Consider the following 20,097-nt stretch of genomic DNA (forward strand, 5'->3'; position numbering starts at 1 on the left):
TTCTCTCAGTTCGCCAGGCCGCGCGGCAGGGCCAGTTGCAGCAGGTTGGATTCAGTCGCGTGCTCACGGATTTGTTCGCCGCGCATCGCGCCTTCGCACAGCACCAGGATGCGGTCGGAGATGCCCATCACTTCCATGAGGTCGCTGGACACCACGATCACCGCAATGCCCTGGGCCGCGAGGTTATGGATAATCTGGTAGATCTCGGCCTTGGCACCGATGTCGATGCCACGCGTCGGCTCATCCAGCAGCAGGACCTTCATGGGCATCGACAGCCAGCGGCCAAGAATGGCTTTCTGCTGGTTGCCGCCAGACAGGTACATGATCTTTTGCGCGGCGGTCGGGGTTTTGACTTTCATTGCCTTGATCTGCTGGTCGGCATTGCCCTTTTCCCAGCCATCGCGCAGCAACCAGCCGAACGCCGAGTGGGCGCCACGCGCGCTGATATTGATGTTCTCGGCGACGCTTGAGAGCGGAATAATGCCTTCCTTCTTGCGGTCTTCCGGGCACAGCAGCACACCGGCGGCGATGGCGTCGCGGGGTGAACGCAGTTGCAGGGCCTCCCCGCATAACTCAAGGCTGCCGGCACTGGCGCGTTCCAAACCACTGAGCAAACGGAACAGCTCCGTGCGCCCTGCCCCCACCAAGCCGAACAGGCCGAGGATTTCGCCTTTGCGCACGTCAAAACTGATCGGTTCGCGCAAACCCGGCCCCAACAAACCATCGACCTTGAGCGCCACCTCGCCGTGCTCGCGCGGGCGGTAGTCGTAGATGTCCTGGATGTCGCGACCGACCATGCAGGTCACCAACTGGTCGTGGGTCAACGCACTCATGTCGTCGAAGGTTCGCACATAGCGGCCGTCCTTGAACACCGTGACCGCGTTGCAGATGCGGAACACCTCTTCCATGCGGTGCGACACGTAGAGCACCACTTTGCCCTCGTCGCGCAGGCGCGTGATGATCGCCATCAAGCGGTCGATCTCCCGCGCCGAGAGGCTGCTGGTCGGTTCGTCGAAGGCAATCACATGGGCGCCACGGGACAGCGCCTTGGCGATTTCCACCAGTTGGCGCTGGCCCAGGGACAGGCGTCCGAGTTTTTCCTCGGGGTCGATTTCATCCGCCAGGCCCTTGAGACAGGCCAGGGCCTGCTTGCGCAGCAGGCCCCGGTTGACTACGCCAAAGCGCGATGGCAAATGCCCGAGGAACAGGTTTTCGGCGACGGTCATTTCCGGCACCAGATGCAGCTCCTGGTGAATCACCGCGACGCCGCTGGCGATGCTGTCGGCGGCGCACTTGAACGCCATGGTCTGCGCGCCAATCTGCACGCTGCCGCTGCTGGGGATATAGGCGCCGCCGAGGATCTTCAGCAGCGTCGACTTGCCCGCACCGTTCTCGCCCATCAAGGCGTGCACCTGCCCCGGCAAGGCGGTGAAGCTGATGCCGTCCAGCGCCTTGACCCCAGGGAAAGTTTTGCCGATAGCGTCAAAACGCAGGGCCGCCGCAGTCATTTCCACAGCCCGATCTTGGTCAGTTCTTCCTGGAAGTTGGCACGGGTGATCAGGGTCACTTCGTCCATGGCCGTGTATTTAGGCGGCTCAGTGCCCTTGGTGACCCACTCGTACATCATCAGCGCGGTGTTGTAGCCCTCGATGTGCGGGCTCGGCAGCATCGAGCCGAAGAAGCCGCTGTTGGCTTTCTTCAATTCGCCGATAGCGTCGGTGCCATTGATGCCGATGCCGATCACATTGGCGGCGGCGAAACCGGCGCTTTCGGTGGCGCGCACGCCGCCGAGCACGGTGTTGTCATTCATGCCGCCGATGATCAGGTTTTTCGCGCCGCTGGGCAGCTTGACCAGGGCCGAGTTGGTGGCGTCCATGCTGCCGGGAACGTCGAGGGTTTTCAGCGCAGCCGTCAGAATGTGGTCCTTGGGAATGCCGGCTTCTTCCAGGGATTTGATCGAGCCGTCGGTGCGTTTCTTACCGGTGTCGAGTTCATTGAAGGTGTTGATCACCGCGTAGGTGTCCTTCCAGTCCCAACCGCGTTTTTTCGCTTCGGCGGCCATGGCGGCACCTTGTTTCTGGCCCACTTCAAACGCGGCCATGCCCAGGTACGGCACGTCCTCCATGAAGTTGCCCTTGGCGTCGACAAAGCGGTCATCCACGGCAATCACTTTCAAGCCGTTGGCCTTGGCCTTGGCGACGATGGCCGGGCCCAGGGACACGTCCGGCGGGCAGATCACAAAGCCCTTGGCGCCGTTGGCGGCCAGGCTGTCGATGGCCGAGAGGGTTTTCTCGCCATCGGGCACGGCGATCTTGATCACGGTAAAGCCATGTTCCTTGCCGGCTTTTTCCGCGAAGGCCCATTCGGTCTGGAACCAGGGCTCTTCGGCCTGCTTGACCAGGAAACCGATCTTCACTTCTTCAGCGGCCAGCAACAGCCCGCTCAAGCTCATGGCCGAGACCGCCACAGCGGCGCAGCACAGGGAACGGATACCACGACGACGATTCATACGGGTGACTCCTTGTTGTTGTTTTTAGGCATTAACCGGCAAAGCGATGGCAAGGCATGCCGGGTACGTCGACTTCGATGGCCAGCACCGCGCCGTCCAGAGGGTGATCCAATGGGCTGGCGGCGCTGGTGATATACAAGGTGGTGAGGTTGGGGCCACCGAATACGCAACTGGTGGGGCGACTCACGGGCAACTCGATAATGCGGTCCACCTCCCCCTCGGGCGTCAGGCGCAGCAGGCAACTGCCGTCCCAACGGGCGTTCCAGATGTAGCCTTGACTGTCCATGGCTGAGCCATCCGGCCCGCCGCGTGCGTGCGGTCCGAACCACAGCGTTGCCGGCTCAAGTTGGCCGTCGGCTTGGATCGTATGCTGGTAGAGCGTAGCGTCCAGGCTGTCACCGAAATGCACCTGCCTGCCGTCCTCGCTCCACAGCAAGGTGTTGGGAATGCCCAGGCCGTGGAGCAACGGCGTGACCTGTGCATCCGCATCGATACGAAACAGGCCGCCGGAGCGCCGCGTGATCGGCAGGTCTTCGCCGTGTTCGCCGATGTTGTTCTGCATGGTGCCCAGCCACAGGCGGCCCTGGGCATCGCAGCGCGCTTCATTGCCACGGTTGCCCGGTTGCGGGTCGGCCACGCAGAGCAGGGTCAGGGCTTCGGTGGCCAGGTCCAGGCGGTAGACACCGCTGCTCAAGGTCACCAGCGCATCACCACTTTCACACGGGATAAACGCCGAGACGTGCTCGGGCAACTGCCAGATCTGCAACTGCCCGCCCATCAGGCGCAGGGCCTGTTTGCCGGCGATATTGACCCAGTACAGCGCCTGGGCCGGCACGTCCCAGAACGGGCCTCCCCCCAGTTGCGCACGGTGCTCAGTGACAGCGGTACACGACATGACGCCTCCTGATGAATGTTTACAGCGAGTCGCGGGATGGCGTGCCATCCACCAGGCGCTGGATGCGCAGCGGGTTGGCGTTTTTCAACGCGTCGGGCAGCAGGCTATCCGGGTAGTTCTGGAAGCACACCGGACGCAGGAAACGGTCGATGGCCAAAGTGCCGACCGAGGTGCCACGGGCATCCGACGTCGCCGGGTATGGGCCGCCATGCACCATCGAATCGCAGACTTCGACGCCGGTCGGGTAGCCGTTGAGCAGGATGCGCCCGACTTTCTGTTCCAGCAGCGGCGTGAGTTCGGCGAACTGTTGAAAGTCTGCCGGCTCGCCAATGATTGTCGCCGTCAGTTGACCGTGCAGGCCGTGCAAGGCGGCGCTGAGTTGGGCCTGGTCGGCGACCTCGACAAACACCGTGGTGGGGCCGAAGACTTCTTCCTGCAGCACTTCATCGCCATCGATCAACAAGCGCACATCGGCCTTGAACAACTGCGGTTGCGCCTGATTGCCCGCCTGGGTGCTACCGGCCAAATGCGGAATGCCAGGGTGCGCCAGGAGTTTTTCCAGACCTTTGCCGTAGCTGCTCAGGGTGCCGGCATTGAGCATGGTTTGCGCCGGTTGCTCACCGATCAGTTGGGCGACCTGTTGGGTAAACGCGGTGAACTGCGGCGAAGCGATACCGATCACCAGGCCAGGATTGGTGCAGAACTGGCCGCAGCCTTGCACCACCGACGCGGTCAGATCCCGCGCGACAGCGTCCGCCCGCGCCCGCAGGGCCTGGGGTAGGACGATCACCGGGTTGATGCTCGACATCTCGGCAAACACCGGAATCGGCTGCGGGCGCGCCGCGGCCATATCGCACAAGGCGCGACCGCCCTTGAGCGAGCCGGTAAAGCCGACCGCCTGGATCGCCGGGTGCTTGACCAGCGCCTCGCCGACGCCGCCACCAAAGATCATATTGAACACACCCGCCGGCATCTCGGTCGCTTCAGCCGCGCGAATGATTGCACTGGCCACCTGTTCAGCCGTGGCCATATGCCCGCTGTGGGCCTTGAACACCACCGGGCAACCGGCCGCCAGCGCCGCTGCGGTATCACCACCGGCCGTGGAAAACGCCAGGGGGAAGTTGCTCGCGCCAAACACGGCGACCGGGCCCAGGCCGATGCGGTATTGGCGCAGGTCCGGGCGTGGCAGTGGCTGGCGATCCGGCAGTGCCTTGTCGATACGCGCACCATAGAAATCGCCGCGACGCAGCACCGTGGCGAACAGGCGCATCTGGCCGCTGGTACGACCACGCTCGCCCTTGATGCGCGCGGCGGGCAGCGCGGTTTCGCGGCAGACCAACTCGATGAAGTTATCGCTCAGGGCATCCAGCTCGTCGGCTATCGCGTCCAGGAACTGCGCACGGCGCGCGGCACTCAACGCACGGTAAGCCGGATACGCAGCGGCGGCGGCCTTGGCGGCGGCATCCACCTCTTCCGGCGTGGCCTGGTAGAAATCCTGCGGCAAGGTTTCACCGGTGCTGGCATCGACGCTGTGCAGCTTGACGCTGCCGGCGGCGCTGCGCTGGCCGCCGATATAGTTGTGGCCGAGGAACTGGGTCATGTTGATCTCCTTAAAGGGGGGTGACTTGGCCGGGTTCAAATGCCGCATCGCTGTTGCCGACGCCATTGACCAACGGCGCGCCGAACTCGGCCTGGCTGATCTCGAACACATCGCCCGGTTGGGTACGTATACCATCGGCGAATGACAGCGTGGCGGTGCCGAAGAAGTGAATGTGCACATCGCCCGGCTTGAGGAACTGGCGGTATTTGAAGTGGTGGTACTCGAGGTTTTCCAGGCTGTGGCACATATTGGCCTCGCCACTGAGGAATTCGTTCCGCCAGATTTCCTCGCCGTTACGCAGGATACGGCTGGTGCCGGCCAGGTGCTGGGGTAATTCGCCCACGCGCAGCTCGGGGCCGTAGCTGCAACTGCGCAGCTTGGAATGGGCCAGGTACAGGTAGTTCTTGCGCTCCATGACGTGGTCGGAGAATTCGTTGCCCACCGCAAAACCCAGGCGATAAGGCTTACTGTCCGGGCCGATCACATACAGGCCGCCGATTTCCGGCTCTTCACCGGCGTCTTCGGCAAACGGTGGCACCGGGAAGGCTTCACCCGGGCGTACGACGATGCTGCCGTCGCCCTTGTAGAACCATTCCGGTTGCACGCCGGCCTGGCCAGCCGCGGGCTTGCCGCCCTCCACGCCCCATTTGAAGATGCGCATGGTGTCGGTCAAGGCGCTCTCGTCGCCGGCCTGCTGGTGCATTTTGTCCCGCGCCGAGGCGCTGCCCAAGTGGGTCAGGCCGGTGCCGCTGATGAGCATATGGGCCGGGTCCGGGTGATCCAACGGCGGCAAAATCTTCAGGTCGGCCAGCAGTGCAGCGTAGTCATGGCTGTCGCCCAGGCCCAGGCTCTCGACCTGCTGCTGCAACTTGACGCCCGCCTCGATGGCAGCCAGCGCCAGTTCGCGCACGCTGCGCGCGCTGCGCACTTCGCGCACTGTATCGCCCTCTACAACGCCGACCCGGCGCTCACCGTTGCTTGACTCGAACTGAACTAAACGCATGAAACTTCTCCCAGATTAAGTACGTGTGGCGCCACGGGCGCTGGCGGCGAATTGATCGGCGGGCAGTACGTGCTTGCGCTCCAGCACGCGGTAGACCACGCCAGTCAAGACCAGCCCGAATACCATGACCCCGGACAGGAAGTACAAGCCCGAGGCGAGGTTGCCGGTGTATTCCTTGAGCGCACCGATCACGAACGGACCGATATAGCCGCCGAGGTTGCCCACCGAGTTGATCAAGGCAATGCCCGCCGCCGCACTGGCGCCGGCAAAGAAGCGCCCCGGCAAGGTCCAGAACACGGCGGTGCAGGAAAACAGCGCAAACGCCGCCAGGCACAGCGCGGCCATTTGCAGCACCGGCACACTCAGCCAGGCACTGAAGAACAGGCCGATGGCGCCCAGTACATAAAGCACGGCCAAGTGACCGTAGCGATCATTCAGGCGGTCGGAACTGCGCGGGATGATCAGCAGGCCGATGATGCCGAAGATGTACGGCACGGCGGAGATAAAGCCGGTGACCAGGTCGGTGCCGCCGAACTGCTTGATCAGGGTCGGCAACCACAGGCCCAGGCCGTAGATGCTCAGGGTCACCGGCAGGTAGAACAGCGCCAGCAGCAGCACGCGTGTGTCTTTGAGGGCATGCAGGGGGTTGCCGTGGCGGGTCTGGCCGTAGGCTTGCAGGTCTTTTTCCAGCTCACCGGTGAGCCAGGCCTTTTCGTCGTCGCTCATCCATTTGACCTGCTTGGGGCCATCCGGCAGGTAGCGCAGCACCGGCCAGGTCAGCAGGATCGCCGGGCTGCCGATCACGATGAACAGCCACTGCCAGCCATGCAGGCCGAGGATGCCATCCATGCCCAACAGGCCGCCGGACACGGGGCCGGTGATCATCATCGCAATCGGTTGGGAGAGGATGAACAGCCCAAGAATCTTGCCGCGATGGCGCACCGGGAACCATTGGGTGATGTAGTACAGGACGCCGGGAAAGAATCCGGCTTCGGCCGCGCCGAGCAGGAAGCGCATCACATAGAAGCTGTGCGGCCCTTGCACGAAGGCCATGCCGATGGTGATTGCGCCCCAGGTGATCATGATGCGCGCGAACCAGCGCCGTGCGCCGAAGCGGTCGAGCATCAGGTTGCTGGGGATCTCGAAGAGGAAGTAGCCAATAAAGAACAACCCCGCGCCCAGGCCATAGGCCGCATCGCCGATACCGACGTCGGCGCCCATGTGCAGCTTGGCAAAGCCCACGGCGGAGCGGTCCACGTAGGCGATCAGGTACAGCAGGATCAGGAAGGGAATCAGTTTCAGCGTAATGCGCCGAATAAGCCGCAGTTCCTGGCTCATGGGGGTCGATCTCCGATTGTTGTTTTTATAGAAGCTCGGGGGACGCCTCTCGCGAAAATCCGCCAGGGTCATACCTCAGTTAAGCCAGACTATATAGTAGGACTATTTACAAAACAACTCTTCCAAAGCATCGATTTTGCGCTTATGTTTAAGCACGCATAGAACATATAGTCATACAATAAGAGAATCGATCATGTCTGATAAAAAGCCCGGCCTACGCTCCGCCCAGTGGTTTGGTACCGCCGACAAAAACGGCTTTATGTACCGCAGCTGGATGAAGAACCAGGGCATTGCCGACCATCAGTTCCATGGCAAGCCGATCATCGGTATCTGCAATACCTGGTCGGAACTGACACCGTGCAACGCGCATTTCCGCCAGATCGCCGAGCACGTCAAACGTGGCGTGATCGAGGCCGGCGGCTTCCCGGTGGAGTTCCCGGTGTTCTCCAACGGCGAATCCAACCTGCGCCCCACCGCCATGCTCACCCGCAACCTGGCGAGCATGGACGTGGAGGAAGCCATTCGCGGCAACCCGATTGACGGTGTGGTGCTGCTGACCGGCTGCGACAAGACCACCCCGGCCCTGCTGATGGGCGCCGCCAGTTGCGACGTGCCGGCCATCGTGGTCACGGGCGGGCCGATGCTCAACGGCAAGCACAAGGGCCAGGACATCGGCTCGGGCACCGTGGTGTGGCAGCTCAGTGAACAGGTCAAGGCCGGCACCATTACCCTGGATGATTTCCTCGCGGCCGAGGGCGGCATGTCGCGTTCGGCGGGCACCTGCAACACCATGGGCACCGCATCGACCATGGCGTGCATGGCCGAAGCACTGGGCACTTCCCTGCCCCACAACGCGGCGATCCCGGCGGTGGATGCGCGGCGTTATGTGCTGGCCCATATGTCCGGCATGCGTGCGGTAGAGATGGTGCGCGAAGACTTGAAGCTGTCGAAGATCCTCACCAAGGAGGCGTTTGAAAACGCCATCCGCGTGAACGCCGCCATCGGTGGTTCGACCAACGCCGTGATCCACTTGAAAGCCATCGCCGGGCGCATCGGCGTCGAGCTCGACCTGGACGACTGGACCCGCATCGGTCGCGGCATGCCGACCATCGTCGACCTGCAACCGTCGGGGCGCTTCCTGATGGAAGAGTTCTACTACGCCGGCGGCCTGCCCGCCGTGCTGCGTCGCCTCGGTGAAGCCAACCTGATCCCGCACCCGAACGCCCTGACCGTCAACGGCAAGACCCTGGGCGAAAACACCAAGGACTCGCCGATCTACGGCCAGGACGAAGTAATCCGCACCCTCGACAACCCGATCCGCGCCGACGGTGGCATCTGCGTGCTGCGCGGCAACCTGGCGCCACTCGGTGCGGTGCTCAAGCCTTCGGCGGCCAGCGCCGAGCTGATGCAGCATCGCGGCCGTGCGGTGGTGTTCGAGAACTTCGACATGTACAAGGCGCGCATCAACGACCCGGAACTGGACGTGGACGCCAACTCGATCCTGGTCATGAAAAACTGCGGCCCCAAGGGTTACCCAGGCATGGCCGAAGTCGGCAACATGGGCTTGCCGGCCAAACTGCTGGCCCAGGGCGTGACCGATATGGTGCGGATCTCCGATGCGCGCATGAGCGGCACCGCCTACGGCACGGTTGTGTTGCATGTGGCGCCGGAAGCCGCGGCCGGCGGACCGTTGGCCACGGTGAAGGAAGGTGACTGGATCGAACTCGACTGCGCCAATGGCCGCCTGCACCTGGACATCCCCGACGCAGAGCTGGCGGCGCGCATGGCCGACCTGAAGCCGCCGCAGAACCTGATCGTCGGCGGCTACCGCCAGTTGTACATCGACCATGTGCTGCAGGCCGACCAGGGTTGCGACTTTGACTTCCTGGTGGGTTGCCGTGGGGCTGAAGTCCCCCGGCATTCCCACTAATTGGGATGCTATGATGCCGCGAATTTAAGTCAGAGCATCCCTGTCGTTATGGATCACCAGCCGCCCAAGCCGCGCAAGAGCATGCATGCCCAGATCGTTCAGGACTTGGGCATGCACATCGTTTCAGGTCGCTTCAAGCCCGAAGAGCGGTTACCCATGGAGGCCACGCTCTGCGAGGAGTACAAGGTCAGTCGTTCGGTGTTGCGCGAGGCGACCCGGGTGCTCAGCGCCAAGGGCCTGGTGTATTCCAAGCCACGGGTGGGCGCGGTGGTGCGGCCGCGCCTGAAATGGCACCTGCTCGACCCGGACGTGTTGTCCTGGTTGATGCAGTCCACGCCCCACAGTGAATTCTTCAATACCCTGGCCGGTGTGCGGCGCATCCTCGAGCCAGAGATCGCCGCCATGGCCGCGACCACCGCCACCGATGAAGACATCGCCACCATCGAAAAAGCCTACCAGGGCATGGAAACCGCGCAGACCCACGAACAGCTGTTGCAGGCCGACCTGGACTTCCACCGCGCCATTGCCGACGCCACCCGCAACGACTTGCTCGCTTATATGTGCAACATGCTGTCGTTGCCGTTGCGCGAGTCGATCAACATCACCAACCGCCGCCCGGACATCCAGGGCCTGAGCCTGCCCCGGCACAAGGCGATCCTCACCGCGATCCAGAACCGCGACGCCCTCGGCGCGCGGCATGCTTCGCTGGTGCAATTGGATGACACGCGGGTGGCGTTGGATACGGTGATGAATGTGCTCACGCCGTTGTAAGGTAAACGCAATCAAATGTGGGAGGGGGCTTGCCCCCGATAGCGGTGAATCAGTCACAGCAACATTGACTGGTCTACCGCTATCGGGGGCAAGCCCCCTCCCACATTTGGTTTTGTATAGGCCGTTATAGGGTGTAGGCGATGCCGACCTGCACTGTGCGCGGTTCGCCTGGGTAGGCGTATACGTTACCGAATGCACCTTCTTCATAGTCGCGATTGAACAGGTTCTTCACGTCCAGGTTCAGCCGCACTTTGTCGTTGACCTTGTAGTAGCTGAGCAGGTCGACCACGGTGTAGGCGTCCATCGAGAAGGCATTGTTGGAGGTCTGCCCGGCCCGCTCATCCACATACTTGCCACCCGCGCCCAGGCCCAGGCCCTTGAGGGCGCCGTCCTGGAATTCGTAGACGTTGAGCAGGCTGAAGCTATTTCGCGGGATGTTCAGCAAACGCGTGCCGGTGCGCAGGGTGTTGTCCTTGGTCACTTCGGCGTCCACGTAGGCATAGCCGCCGATCACACGCCACTCGGGGGTGATATTGCCCGCCACGTTCAAGTCGAAACCACGGCTGCGGACCTGGCCGGCGGCGACACTGAAGGTTGAGTCGAGAGGGTCGGTGGTGAGCACGTTTTTCTTCTCGATCTGGTAGATCGCGGCGTCGACGCTGAGTTGACGATCCAGGGCTTCCCACTTGATGCCCATCTCGTAGGACTTGCCCTTCTCCGGTTCAAAACCACCGCCCTGGCGACTGGCGCCGGTGTTGGGCTTGAACGAACGCGCGGCGTCGGCGTAGACCGCGACAGTGTCGGTGAGGTCGTAGATCACGCCGACGCGTGGGGTGACGGCGTTGTCGCTGGCTTCCCAGCTTTTACCGCCCGGCACGTAGGTGTGGTAGTCGTGTTCAAAGCGCTCGAAGCGTGCGCCGGCAAGGACTTTCAAACGCTCGGTCAGGGCCACCTGGTCCTGGACAAAAGCAGCGTAAGTCTTGAGGTTTTCCTTGTCGTGGGTCGGCGTGCGCGTGAGGTTCGGGCGTGCCTGGCCGTAGACCGGGTTGAAGATGTCGATGGGATAGCTACCCGCCGCGCCGCTGGAGCGCTGGATAATCGACTTATAGTCGTAGTCTTCGAACTCGACGCCGGTAAGCAAGGTGTGGTCGAAACCGCCGGTGGAGAAATGCCCGGTGAGGTTGAGCTGGGTGTCTTTATCGGTCCACTCCAGTTTGCGGTAGTTGAAGTTGCGGCTCAGGGTGCGACCGTCGGCGCCCAGGCTGTTGGCTTCAATGGCATTGCCTTGCAAGGTGCCGTCCAGCCACTGGAAACCACCGCCCAGGGTCCAGCTGTCATTGAGCAGGTGCTCGAAACGCAGCTGGGCCATGCTGTTGTCGTTGTGCAGTTTGCCGGCGTCTTTTTCACCCCAGAAGGTGTCGCGCGAGGCGGTGCCTTTTTGATTGGGGTAGCGCGTCAGGCCACGGTCCAGCGGATGGTTGTTGCGCATGAAGTCGCCTTCGAAGATCACCTTGGTGTCATCGCTGGCCTGCCAGGTGATCACCGGGGTCACGCCATAGCGTTCGGTTTCGACGTGATCACGGAACGTGTCACCGCCCTCGCCCACCACGTTCAGCCGATAGGCCAGGCGACCTTGTTCGTCCAGCGGGCCGGAGGCGTCGAGGGTGGCGCGCTGCATGCCCTGGTCATCCAGTTGGCTGCCGAGGGTCACGGTCGGCTCGGCCAACGGTTGCTTGGAGACCACATTGAAGGTGCCGCCAGGATCGCCACGGCCATACAGCATGGTCGCCGGGCCGCGCAGCACTTCGAGGCGTTCGATGGTGTTGGCGTCCGGCATGTTCGGATAGCCGCGGTTGATCGGGAAACCGTTGCGGTAGAACTCGCCGGTGGTGAAGCCACGTACGGTGAAGGTGGTGAGCCCCTGGCCGCCGAAGTTATTGGCGCGGCCCACGCCGCCAGCGTAGTCCAGTGCGTCCTGCAAGCGGGTGGCGCCAATGTCCTCGACCACATCCTTGGACACGACGCTGATGGACTGCGGGGTTTCATGAATCGAGGTGTCGGTGCGCGTCGCACTCGCCGAACGTGTGGCGTGGTAGCCCTTGACCGGCCCTTGCGCCGTCTCGTAGTCCGCCTCGCCCGTGACATTGGTGGCTTGCAGCTCAAGACTGGCCTTGTCGGCAGGGACAACCTCTGCCCAGGTAAAAGGCGAAAACGCCTGAAGCACACAGAGGGAAATCAGGGTACGACGCATGGATGTTGAACCTAGTGAATGAGCCAGATGGGGCGGCAAACCTGCCAAAAAACGCGGGAATGGTATACCAAGTCATTCGCGTTTGACATCTGTTCTCATTCACTATTTTTCAGGTAACCGCTTTGTATCGATATGTAGGAAATTGGACGCGAGGCAAATGTGGGAGGGGGCAAGTCGAATCGTCGCACCGCCCCTCCCACATTTGGATTTTTATATAACTTTAGAAATGGATCCGATCAGCGATAGCGCTCCAGCCAATGGGCGTAAGGCGCCGGCAAGGTCCAGGAGGATTTCTCCACGCCCAGTTCCTTGGCCGCAAAGTACGCCCAATGCGGGTCCGCCAGGTGCGCACGACCGACCGAGACCAGGTCCAGGTGCCCAGACTGCAACGCGCCTTCTGCCAGTTGCGGCGTGCCAAAGCCCCAGGCCGAGGTCACCGGAATGCCCGCTTCGCGGCGCACGCGCTCGGCGATCGGGCCCATGAAGGCCGGGCCCCACGGGATATTGGTGTCGGGGATGGTAAAACCGACGCTGACGCTCAGCAGGTCCAGGCCGCCAGCCTTGAAGTTGCGGGCCAGTTCGATGGATTCGGTGAGAGTCTGCTCGTCACGGCCGTCGTATTCGATCACGCCAAAACGCGCGGTCAGCGGCAGGTTCTCCGGCCAGACGTCGCGCACGGCGGCCAGGGTTTCCAGGAGGAAACGGCTGCGGTTGTCGAAGCTGCCACCGTAGGCGTCGGTACGCTGGTTGGAATGCTCGGAGAAGAAGCTCTGGCCCAGGTAGCCATGGGCGAAGTGCAGTTCGATCCACTCGAAACCGGCGTCACGGGCACGGCGGGCGGCGTCGACGAAGTCCTGCTTGACCCGCGCGATGTCGTCCAGGGTCATGGCACGTGGCACTTGCGGCAGATTGGCACCGAAGGCGATGGCCGACGGCGCGATGGTTTCCCAGCTGCGCGCATCGGAGGAAGGCATATGGTCGTCCCCTTCCCACGGGCGGTTGGCGCTGGCTTTGCGACCGGCGTGGCCGATCTGGATGCCTGGCACCGAGCCGGCAGCCTTGATGGCCTTGACCATGGGCACGAACGCTGCGGCGTGGGCGTCGCTCCAGATACCGGCGCAACCTGGGGTGATACGCCCCTCAGGCGCCACGGCGGTGGCCTCGACCACCAGCAAACCGGCGCCGCCACGCGCCATGCTGGCCAGGTGCACGAGGTGCCAGTCGTTGACGATGCCGTCATCGGCCATGTATTGGCACATTGGCGGGATGGCGATGCGATTGCGCAGGGTGACGTCTTTGAGTGTGAACGGTTCGAACAAAGCGGACATTGAGAACTCCGGGAGCGAGTGGATGATTCGATAGTTCGATGGTAATCGAACTATGGTATTCGATGATAGCCCCCTGTTATGATTCGTTTTATGCGAGCCTTTAAACACCCTCCCCCTGAAGACCTGACCCTCGAGCGTCTGTTGTACGCCCTGAGTGACCCGGTGCGCCTGGAAATCGTGCGTTGCCTGGCCGGTGTGCCCGAAGCCACCTGCGGCGAACTGGACGGCGGGCGCCCCAAGTCCAGCATGTCCCACCACTTCCGGGTACTGCGCGATGCCGGCCTGGTACACACCCGCAGCGTGGGCACTACCCATATGAATTCATTGCGCGGCGAGGTGCTTGAGGAACGCTTTCCGGGGTTGTTGCAGAGCATCCTGGCGCAACGATAAAAGCCGGATCAGTCCAGCAGCGCAATCAGCCGCGACTCGATCGTCATTTCCCGCACTTCCAGCACCGCCAACGTCACCGGCAACTTGAAGCGCCGCCGCCCTGCACTGCCGGGGTTTACGTACAGTGTTGCGCCCCGCCATTCGATCAAGGGCTTGTGCGAATGGCCGGTGATCACCAGCCGAGTAGACGTGTCGAGTAAGGCGGGTACGTCGGCGATATCATGCACCACCAACGTCCGCCATCCGTCCACCTCCAGCATCAGATGATCGGGCACCTGCTCTGCCCACGGCGCGTCCTGGTCATTGTTGCCACGCACCACGTGCAGGGGCGCGATCTGTGCCAATTGCTGAAGAATTTCAGGGCTGCCGATATCACCGGCATGGATGATCTGCTCGCATCCCTGCAAGGCTGCGACAGCCTCAGGGCGCAGCAGGCCGTGGGTGTCGGAAATCACGCCAACTCTGGACATCGTGGTCCTATTTTTTGGATGAAGGCGCAGCGAGCGATTGCGCTCTGTAGGTTGTGTAAATCTTTTGAACCTCAGGATTATCAAGGCTTTCGTAGGTAATCCTTTCCTTATCAAGCCCATCCAAACCTTTTAGACCACCTATCATTCCTGGCCATTCGTCACGATGTGCAATATCGACCACGAAGGGTTGCAGGTAATCATTCAGATGCCCTTTAAACGGCTCTTTGATTTCCGCACTGAGTGCCCGGAGGTAATCATCCTTGTTGGTTTTTGACCATTCAATGGCGAACTTGGCTCGATAACAAAGTTCCATGAAAACCAGCAGAATCGTGCGCCCATTGCCATCGAGAAAAGGATGCGCGAATGCCAACTGGCCCATGACGTCACCAGGGCGCTCCCTGAAGCGCTTCTTGTTCGACGCCAGCTCAAATGCATAGTCGACGGAGAGTTTGATCGATGCCGGATGCTCAAACGGGGTATGGTGTGGATCGTCTTGAGAACCTTTGAAAACGGCAAGATGTGGAACAAGCTCAGTTCGATCCTTACCCGCCCAGTGATAAAAATCAGAGAACAGGAGCTCGTGCACTTTGAGTACGGACGAGTAATCGATACTTTTTTTTTGGGCCAAGTATCGAAGCGCGTCTTCCATGCTCAGTTCGAACGATAGATGCTCTGACTCTTTTACTTCGATGGGATCTTTAAGCTGTAGAGCATTTTGAAGGTACCCAGCGGTCTCAAAATCGCCGAAGGGATCAAAATTCATGCGCTTAACTTCTTCTTGGAGCGCCGCTTCTCTTGGAGGTAGCTGCCCTGAAGCGCCAGGGTTTCCGATTTGCTCAGAACACCCTTCCTCTTGAGATTGACCAACAACTGCTCCACACCATCCAACTCGACCACATCGCCAGCCAGGCTAGTAATCGCAGCAGCCATTCGGCTTATGCCATCACACTCAGCTGTAACATGATGAGCCCTGGCCAGGCGGCGCACGTGGCTGGCAATACTGATATCGGCTGTTTTAGTCATCTGAAATCCCTCAATTAGCTTCCAGAGCATAGCATGGTGCCCTCCTTCCACCTCAACCGAAGCGCACGCCACTTAAACGTTTCTGGTTCAGGGCGAACCTTCCTCACAAGCCTGCGTCCGAGCTAAGGCACTCCATGGCAGACCGGGGCGCCATCCAGATACACACGGTCTTTACCGTTGCCCTTGGCGGCGTAGAGATTGCGGTCGGCACGCTTGAGGACCGCCGACATATCGTCCCCGGCCGTAAAACGCGTCATGCCAGCACTGCAGGTGTAGTGATGGGGCGGTGCGACACTGTAGCGAATCCCATGCAACAGCCGCAGCGCAAAATCGCTGGCGACATCAGGGTCATCGCCCACCAGCAGCACGCCGAATTCCTCGCCGCCAATCCTGCCGAAACTGTGGCTGCCGGGGGTGGATTTCAGGCATGCGGCCATGGCGCAGAGAATCCGGTCGCCGACATCATGGCCGAACTGGTCATTCTTCAACTTGAAACTGTCGATATCCAACATCATGAAGTAGCCGGTATCACCGGCCGCAATCAGTTTGGAGAAGCTCTCCATAAAGGCGCGCCGGTTCAGGATGGAGGTCAAGTAATCCGTCTCGGCCAATTCCCGAAACTCACTCTCGACCAGTAACACGGAGCGCAGGTTTTTCAGGTAGTAGACATTCAAGATAAAGCCGATCGATACCGACGCGGCACAGAAGATAAACACATAGGTGTCGACGCCGTCATAAAGGCTCAGCTGAATGTTGGGCCACGTCAGTAACCAGACCAGGGCGGCGCAAACCAGAAAATCCTGGACCACGATAAACAGGATTGCGCTGCTCATCACCAAAGTCACGGCCAGCGGCAAGGCGAACACCTGCAACGCGGGGCGGGTGTGCACCACATAGGCAAAACCTGCGGACAGCAGCACCATGTAGAACCCGCCCAGCGCCCGCCACAGCACATAATGCGTCACCACCCGGTGAACCCCATACACCACGCACAGCCCCAGCGTGACCAGCACCACCGGCCAGCCGAGCATCCCCCCACGATCCACCAGCAACACCGCCAGCCAGGCGAAAATCCCGATCAGTTCGGCCTGGGCGATGGCGGGCGACAACAGCCTCTGCATCCGTGGCCTGAGTTTCACATTTGCCGGCATCCCGTCACTCCCTGTGCATGCGTGGCCGGTGTGTCATCGGCATGACTCAGTTGAAGACTGTGCAGGCAGATCGCAAACGAATAGGCCATGAACCGTCTTACCAGCACGACAAAAGATGGCAGGACCTCAAGCTGCGTCTTGGAATGAATCTTGAAATAGCCCCGCTCGGCCCCCTCTTGCACCAGACGAATGACGTGGGTCTTGGACACCGAAAGTTGCTCAGCGATGGAAAGGTAGGACGATGACCTGAAACTTGCGCCCTGGTTATCCCGCGCACACGCATCGTTATAGATCGCCAGCATCAACATATGCCCGGCATCGCGTTTTACCAGCCAATAACAATCGGGCATCAACAGGTCAATGCTCAGGTTACGGCAGAGAAGCACCGAAAACCCTTTGAAATACCGGGCCAGATAGGCGCGATCATCCAACCCGACCATTGAACCGCAAACCGCGGGTTCGGGGCACATCACGCCCAGCGGCTCGACCATGGACGTGAGCATCGGCCTGATCTCCGCGCAGGCTTGGGACGATGGGCTGAACAGCCGCAGGCGGCTGTCGTCCGGATGCCTCGACACCGTCATGAACCCCAGCGCCCTGAACAGCAGGAAGATCGACTCCAGGCTGTTTCGCGAACAGAACCCGCGCGCCACACAAAACTCTTTCACCTCGGACAGCAGGGGAACTGGCTTGGCGAAATACGTGCTCAATAACGTAAAGGACACCATCAAGCGACTGAACTTCAGTGCAGTCTTGTAGAAAAACGGTCTTTTTGAATAGCACTCCAGCAGAACCGAATAATGGATACGAATACACCCTTCAAAATCCACATGGCGCTCAAACGCCCGCGCCGACTGTTCAATCGCCAGCTTCAACGAACCACTGCACATGAGAAAGAGCCCTGATCAAACAACTTGGATTCACTGATCTCAATTGCAGCACCGGTAATGGCGTTTTGCCTTGGGCGCAATCTAGCGTGATTAGCTCAGGGGACATCGTCGTTACCAAAATTGTTCCAAAAAACCCAGGCGGCTTAACCGTTTCAGTCGCCGCGGCGAACCTTCCCCGCCAGCCGACGTCCGAGCTAAGGCACTGTTGCCTACCGCTCGCCGCGAGGTTGTCGTTTGAAAGCCGCCATCATCAAAAAGTACCGCCTGATCATCAAGACCATGGGCTACGTGGGCTGGTCGCTATTCTGGCTGTTGCTGTGGGACGTTGCCGTCACCGTGGACTTCATGTTGTTTCTCACCGCCAAGATCAACTTGCCGCTGATGCCCCTCACCCTGTTGGGCTCGGCACTGATCGTGCTCATCAGCTTTCGCAACAGCAGCGCCTATAACCGCTGGTGGGAGGCGCGTACGCTGTGGGGCGCGATGGTCAACAACTCGCGCAGTTTTGCCCGGCAGGTATTGACCTTGCTGGACGATCCCGACGGCGACGTGAACCCGGTCAAGTCCACCCTGCTGCGCCGCCACGTGGCCTACGTGAATTGCCTGGCCGCCCACCTCAGGGGCGAACCGTGCCCTGATGAAGTACGCGCCTTTATCCCCACCGAGGAATTCGCCCGCAACGGCGCCACCAACAACTTTGCCAATGACATCCTCACCGGCTCTGCGGCGTTGCTGGCCCGTGAATACAAGGCCGGGCACCTGGACAGCATTCGCCTGGCACGGTTGGAGTCGACCCTGGTGGACCTGTCCAATGCCCAGGGCGGCATGGAACGTATCGCCAACACGCCACTGCCCTACCCTTACGTGTATTTCCCCCGCCTGTTTATCTCTCTGTTCTGCCTGATCGTGCCCGTGGGCCTGGTGGAATCCCTGGGCTGGTTCACCCCGCTGGCGTCCACCGTGGTGGGCTTTATGCTGCTGGCCATCGAACGCATCGGCACCGACCTGCAAAGCCCGTTCCGCTCCAGCGAACACCAGATCCAGATGGAAGCCATCTGCGAAACCATCGAAAAGAACCTGCAATCGATGCGCCGCGACGCCCTGGCCGACCACCACATCGGCTGATCATGCCCCGCGCCCTAAAGTGCGTGCCCTTTCGGTCGATAAACCGAGGGTACGCATGGGCCCTATCCCTTCATAACAACACATGCGGCATTCAGCACTAGCGTTTCCCCTTGCCAAAACTATAAATACCCGCAGGTGAAGTCATGAATATCAAGCAGAAGCTGACCTGGGCGTTCGCGGCTATCGCGTGCCTTCCGGTCATCCTGGTGGCCGTGTTGGTAGTGCTGAATCTGCGCGAGGGGGCCCTGGCCAATTTCCTCGACAGCAGCGGTCGCGAGATCCGTCAGATCGACAACGGCATGAAGCAGTTTTTCGATGGCATCAGCCAGAACGTCGACTTCGTGGCCAAGGACCCGCGCGTTGTCGCGGCCAAGGACCTCAAGAGCTACGCCGGCGCCGACGCCGCGCAGGTCCCCCTGACCCAGACCAACAAAGACCTGCTGGCGATTTTCGACCAGTTCGCCAAAAGCCACCCGAGCACCGCCTACTTGTCTTTGGGCCTCGCCGACGGCGGTTATGCCAGCTGGCCTGATGACACCAAACTGAACAACTACGACCCGCGCGTACGCCCCTGGTACAAAGCCGCCATCGCCGCGCCAGGCGCCACCGTGCGCACCGGTGCCTATTACTGGGCACCGGACGACGTGGTGCTGATCGGCACCGTGCACACCGTCGCCGACGCCACCGGCAACATCCTTGGCGTGGTCGGCCTGGACGTGTCGCTCAAGCAGCTCACCGAGCTGGTGCGCAACATCAAGCTGGGCGACAGCGGCTACCTGATGCTGGTGGAAGCCAACGGCAACGTGCTGGTGGACCCCAGCGACGCCAAGCACAACTTCAAGCCTCTGGCCGACCTGGGCCCCAACTACGCCGAACTGGCCAAGGGCGGCGACGGCGTGACCCAGATCGACATCGACGGCGTGGCCTACATGGCCAATGTGGTCAGTTCCAAGGATTTGGGCTGGCGCTTTATCGGCCTGATCAAACGCGATGAAGTAATGGCCGGCGCCACCAGCCTCACGTGGTTGATCGCCGCGATTGCCGCTGCCCTGGCCGTGGTGTTCGCGATTGTCGGCGCCAGCTTTGCCAGCATGATCGTACGCCCGATTCGCGGCGTGGCCGACGGCCTGCAAGAAATCGCCGAAGGCGAAGGCGACCTGACGCGCCAACTCAAGGTGCAAGGCAAGGACGAAACCGCCAGCCTGGCCGGCTGGTTCAACCAGTTCCTGAGCATGATCGCGCAACTGGTGCAGCGCATCGGCAACGCCTCTTCCGACCTGCAGACCGCCGCCGCCGACACCAGCGAAGTCGCCAATAACATGAACCAGGCCGCCGGCCGCCAACGGGAAGCCGTGGAGCTGGTGAGCACCGCGTTCAATGAAATGGTCGCCACCGCCAACGAAGTCGCGCGCTCCTGCAGCGC

17 protein-coding genes and 1 pseudogene are annotated in these 20,097 nt (G+C 61.3%); 5 read left to right on the forward strand and 13 right to left on the reverse strand.

Annotated elements, in window-relative coordinates; genetic code table 11:
- Nucleotides 1-5: 5 nt before the first annotated feature.
- The 6 genes from araG to FIV39_RS27315 are packed head-to-tail and all read right to left on the reverse strand — an operon-like array spanning nt 6 to nt 7,345.
- Nucleotides 6-1,508 carry an L-arabinose ABC transporter ATP-binding protein AraG gene (gene araG, locus FIV39_RS27290; protein WP_090405875.1) on the reverse strand — a complete coding sequence of 501 codons (1,503 nt, stop codon included), beginning with the start codon at nt 1,506-1,508 and terminating at the stop codon, nt 6-8.
- Complete coding sequence (locus tag FIV39_RS27295; protein ID WP_090405878.1) at nt 1,505-2,509, reverse strand: substrate-binding domain-containing protein; 1,005 nt, start codon at nt 2,507-2,509, stop codon at nt 1,505-1,507. Before FIV39_RS27295 ends, araG begins: the two co-directional genes overlap by 4 nt.
- Nucleotides 2,510-2,540: 31 nt before the next feature.
- On the reverse strand, nt 2,541-3,404 hold the full coding sequence (locus tag FIV39_RS27300) for an SMP-30/gluconolactonase/LRE family protein (RefSeq protein ID WP_146371656.1): 864 nt from the start codon (nt 3,402-3,404) through the stop codon (nt 2,541-2,543).
- 19 nt (nt 3,405-3,423) lie between these two features.
- The gene (locus FIV39_RS27305; RefSeq protein WP_090405884.1) at nt 3,424-5,004 is read right to left on the reverse strand and encodes an aldehyde dehydrogenase (NADP(+)); all 1,581 of its coding nucleotides are present in this window, start codon (nt 5,002-5,004) and stop codon (nt 3,424-3,426) included.
- Nucleotides 5,005-5,014: 10 nt separating this feature from the next.
- Nucleotides 5,015-6,007 (reverse strand): AraD1 family protein, encoded by a 993-nt coding sequence (gene araD1, locus FIV39_RS27310; RefSeq protein ID WP_090405886.1) that lies wholly within the window; start codon nt 6,005-6,007, stop codon nt 5,015-5,017.
- Between the two features lie 15 nt (nt 6,008-6,022).
- On the reverse strand, nt 6,023-7,345 hold the full coding sequence (locus FIV39_RS27315; protein WP_090405889.1) for an MFS transporter: 1,323 nt from the start codon (nt 7,343-7,345) through the stop codon (nt 6,023-6,025).
- Between the two features lie 193 nt (nt 7,346-7,538).
- Between FIV39_RS27315 and FIV39_RS27320 the strand changes: the two genes are divergently transcribed.
- Together FIV39_RS27320 and FIV39_RS27325 are read left to right on the forward strand one after the other, a co-directional pair.
- The gene (locus FIV39_RS27320) at nt 7,539-9,275 is read left to right on the forward strand and encodes an IlvD/Edd family dehydratase (protein WP_027603618.1); all 1,737 of its coding nucleotides are present in this window, start codon (nt 7,539-7,541) and stop codon (nt 9,273-9,275) included.
- A gap of 48 nt (nt 9,276-9,323) precedes the next feature.
- Nucleotides 9,324-10,046: a FadR/GntR family transcriptional regulator gene (locus tag FIV39_RS27325; RefSeq protein ID WP_065926379.1), complete on the forward strand. Its 723-nt coding sequence runs from the start codon at nt 9,324-9,326 to the stop codon at nt 10,044-10,046.
- Between the two features lie 124 nt (nt 10,047-10,170).
- On the opposite strand, the gene FIV39_RS27330 is transcribed toward FIV39_RS27325, so the two are convergent.
- Together FIV39_RS27330 and FIV39_RS27335 are read right to left on the reverse strand one after the other, a co-directional pair.
- Nucleotides 10,171-12,297: a TonB-dependent siderophore receptor gene (locus FIV39_RS27330; RefSeq protein WP_090405892.1), complete on the reverse strand. Its 2,127-nt coding sequence runs from the start codon at nt 12,295-12,297 to the stop codon at nt 10,171-10,173.
- Between the two features lie 236 nt (nt 12,298-12,533).
- The gene (locus tag FIV39_RS27335) at nt 12,534-13,625 is read right to left on the reverse strand and encodes an NADH:flavin oxidoreductase/NADH oxidase (RefSeq protein WP_090405894.1); all 1,092 of its coding nucleotides are present in this window, start codon (nt 13,623-13,625) and stop codon (nt 12,534-12,536) included.
- Between the two features lie 78 nt (nt 13,626-13,703).
- Between FIV39_RS27335 and FIV39_RS27340 the strand changes: the two genes are divergently transcribed.
- Entirely contained in the window at nt 13,704-14,015 is a 312-nt protein-coding gene (locus FIV39_RS27340) for an ArsR/SmtB family transcription factor (RefSeq protein ID WP_090405896.1), read from the forward strand.
- An 8-nt stretch (nt 14,016-14,023) separates the two neighbouring features.
- Here FIV39_RS27340 and FIV39_RS27345 read toward each other — a convergent pair whose 3' ends face one another.
- From FIV39_RS27345 to FIV39_RS27365, 5 genes are all read right to left on the reverse strand, one after another.
- Nucleotides 14,024-14,485 carry a metallophosphoesterase family protein gene (locus tag FIV39_RS27345; RefSeq protein WP_090405899.1) on the reverse strand — a complete coding sequence of 154 codons (462 nt, stop codon included), beginning with the start codon at nt 14,483-14,485 and terminating at the stop codon, nt 14,024-14,026.
- Between the two features lie 7 nt (nt 14,486-14,492).
- Nucleotides 14,493-15,248, reverse strand: a complete 756-nt coding sequence (locus FIV39_RS27350) for a Fic/DOC family protein (protein WP_090405902.1) — start codon at nt 15,246-15,248, stop codon at nt 14,493-14,495.
- On the reverse strand, nt 15,245-15,508 hold the full coding sequence (locus FIV39_RS27355; RefSeq protein ID WP_090410054.1) for a hypothetical protein: 264 nt from the start codon (nt 15,506-15,508) through the stop codon (nt 15,245-15,247). Before FIV39_RS27355 ends, FIV39_RS27350 begins: the two co-directional genes overlap by 4 nt.
- A gap of 122 nt (nt 15,509-15,630) precedes the next feature.
- Nucleotides 15,631-16,659 carry a GGDEF domain-containing protein gene (locus FIV39_RS27360; RefSeq protein ID WP_090405905.1) on the reverse strand — a complete coding sequence of 343 codons (1,029 nt, stop codon included), beginning with the start codon at nt 16,657-16,659 and terminating at the stop codon, nt 15,631-15,633.
- The gene (locus tag FIV39_RS27365) at nt 16,644-17,534 is read right to left on the reverse strand and encodes a hypothetical protein (protein WP_244176360.1); all 891 of its coding nucleotides are present in this window, start codon (nt 17,532-17,534) and stop codon (nt 16,644-16,646) included. Before FIV39_RS27365 ends, FIV39_RS27360 begins: the two co-directional genes overlap by 16 nt.
- A 249-nt stretch (nt 17,535-17,783) precedes the next feature.
- On the opposite strand from FIV39_RS27365, the gene FIV39_RS27370 reads away from it, so the two are divergent.
- Together FIV39_RS27370 and FIV39_RS34045 are read left to right on the forward strand one after the other, a co-directional pair.
- Nucleotides 17,784-18,674, forward strand: a complete 891-nt coding sequence (locus FIV39_RS27370) for a bestrophin family protein (RefSeq protein WP_090405912.1) — start codon at nt 17,784-17,786, stop codon at nt 18,672-18,674.
- Between the two features lie 299 nt (nt 18,675-18,973).
- A pseudogene (locus FIV39_RS34045) lies at nt 18,974-19,897 on the forward strand (HAMP domain-containing protein); the annotation flags it as partial.
- Between the last annotated feature and the right edge of the window lie 200 nt (nt 19,898-20,097).

The sequence above is a fragment of the Pseudomonas grimontii genome (assembly GCF_007858185.1).
In the GTDB taxonomy this organism is placed as follows: Bacteria; Pseudomonadota; Gammaproteobacteria; order Pseudomonadales; family Pseudomonadaceae; genus Aquipseudomonas; species Aquipseudomonas grimontii.